Genomic DNA, 2,486 nt, shown 5'->3' on the forward strand with positions numbered 1-2,486 from the left:
TCGATCATCTCGCGGTTGAGCGCGATCTTGATGTTGACCTCATTGTCCGAGCAATCGACGCCTGCCGAATTGTCGATGAAGTCGGTGTTGATCCTCCCACCGCGCGACGCGAAGGCGATACGGCCGGCCTGGGTCACGCCCAGATTGGCGCCTTCGCCGATCGCGGTCGCGCGCAATTCCTCGGCATTGACGCGCAGGCGATCGTTGGCCGGGTCGCCGACCTCGATATGGTTCTCCGACGCCGCTTTCACGTACGTGCCGATGCCGCCGAACCAGATCAGGTCGGCGGGCGACTTCAGGATCGCCGAGATCAGCGCCGCGGGCTCGAGCTCGTCGGCCGCAATGTCGAGCGCGGCCTTGACCTGTTTCGACAGCGGGATGGTCTTGGCGGTGCGGGGGAAGACGCCGCCGCCCTTGGAGATCAGCTTGGGGTCGTAATCCGCCCAGCTCGATCGCGGCAGCTTGAACATGCGGTCGCGCTCGGCCCAGCTCGCCGCCGGATCGGGATCGGGGTCGAGGAAGATATGGCGATGATCGAATGCCGCCACGACCTTGAGCGCTTGGCTCAGCAACATGCCGTTGCCGAACACGTCGCCCGACATGTCGCCGCATCCGACGACGCGGATCGATTGCGTCTGCACGTCGACCCCGCGCTCGGCGAAGTGGCGCTGGACCGAGATCCACGCGCCCTTGGCGGTGATGCCCATCGCCTTGTGGTCGTAGCCGTAGCTGCCGCCCGAGGCGAAGGCGTCGCCCAGCCAGAAGCCGCGTTCGATCGCGATCGCATTGGCGACGTCGGAGAAGGTCGCGGTGCCCTTGTCGGCGGCGACCACGAAATAGGGGTCGTCGCCGTCATGGATGACGACGCCCTTGGGATGAACCACCTTGCCTTCGACGATATTGTCGGTGACCGACAGCAAGGTGCGGATGAAGATGCGATAGCTTTCGGTGCCCTCGGCCAGCCAGGCGTCGCGATCGACCGCAGGGCTGGGCAATTGCTTGGGATAGAAACCGCCCTTGGCGCCGGTCGGGACGATCACCGCGTTCTTGACGCGCTGCGCCTTCATCAGCCCGAGGATCTCGGTGCGGAAGTCGTCGCGCCGGTCGGACCAGCGCAGCCCGCCGCGCGCGACCGGGCCGGCGCGCAAGTGGATGCCCTCGACCCGCGGCGAATAGACCCAGATCTCGCGCCACGGCAGCGGGGCGGGGAGCCCCGGCACCTTGTGGCTGTCCATCTTGAACGCCAAAGCCTCGGCCGCGGCGGGCGTGAAGGCGTTGGTGCGCAAGGTCGCGGCGATCACGCCCTGGATCGCGCGGAGGATGCGGTCGTCGTCGATCGCCGAGACGGTGTTGAGCCCGGCCTTGATCGCCTCGTCGGCCGCAGCGACGCCGGCATCGCGCTTGCCGCCCGGCGCATGCGCCGCGTCGAACCGCTCGATCAGCGCGGCGGTCACGCCCGGCGCGCGGCGCAGCGCGTCGACCACGGTGGTCAGGCCGTAGGTCAGTCCGCCCTGGCGCAGATAGCGGAACCAGGCGCGGAACAGCACCGTCGAGGACGGCGCCATGTTGAGGTCGAGGATCAGGCGATTGAACGCGTCATTCTCGGCATTGCCTTCGAGCACCGCGGCGACCGCGTCCTGGAGCACCGTGGGATCGCCGTCGAACACATTGTCGACGCCGCCGACCGCCTGGATCAGGAATTCGTGAATGAAGCCCTGGCTCTCGTCGGTCAGCGCGGTCGGAACTTCCTCGATCACCCGGAACCCGAAATTCTCGAGCACCGGCACCGCGTCCGACAGCGCGATCGCGCCGCCCAGGCGGTAGAGTTTGAGCCGCGCCTCGCCGCGCGCGTCGCGATAGAGACGGACCGCGCGCTGATCGGGCGTTTCGAGTGTCGAGATGCTCAGGATGTCGCGCGCCGCTTCGTCGGCGGTGTTGACCGTGCGATAGCCTTGCGGGAAGCAATTGGCCCAGCGCAGCGCGAGCCGGGTCGCGCGCGCGGAATCGCTCTCGGCCAGCGCCGCCTCGACGGCGGGCGCCCAGCCGCGCATCATCCGGCCGAGCCGGGTGTCGAGCGCGGCGACGTCGGGCTGGCGGCCCTCGCCGCGCACGTCGACCGTGTAGCGGATCAGCGCGACCAGGTCGTCCATCGCGATCGCCCAATTGAGCAAGGCGCCGCCGGCGGCTTCGGCCAGCATGTCACCGATCGCGATGCGCCGTGCGGTGGTGAATTCGTCGCGCGGCAGCCACACGAAGCAGAACAGATGGCGGCCGAGGATCGATCGGGCCATGACCAGCCGCGGCCGTGGCCGATCGGCCAGGCTCATTGCGGTCAACGCGACATCCTCGAGCGCGTCGGGAGCGAAGGCGATCTGCAAGTCGTGGGTGAGGTTGGTCAAGGCGTGCTCGAGCTCCTTGCCGGCATGAACCGGGTGGTCGAAGCCGAATTTCTTCTGCAGGTCGACGAGCAGTGTGCGCAGCACGGG

General features: G+C 68.0%; 1 protein-coding gene. It reads right to left on the minus strand.

The genetic code is table 11. From position 1 onward, the window contains the following. Nucleotides 1-2,486: NAD-glutamate dehydrogenase domain-containing protein (locus ACTHJR_RS10910; RefSeq protein ID WP_440523199.1), on the minus strand; the 2,486-nt coding region annotated here is incomplete at both ends.

Source organism: Sphingomonas sp. (genome assembly GCF_051962185.1).
GTDB lineage: Bacteria > Pseudomonadota > Alphaproteobacteria > Sphingomonadales > Sphingomonadaceae > Sphingomonas.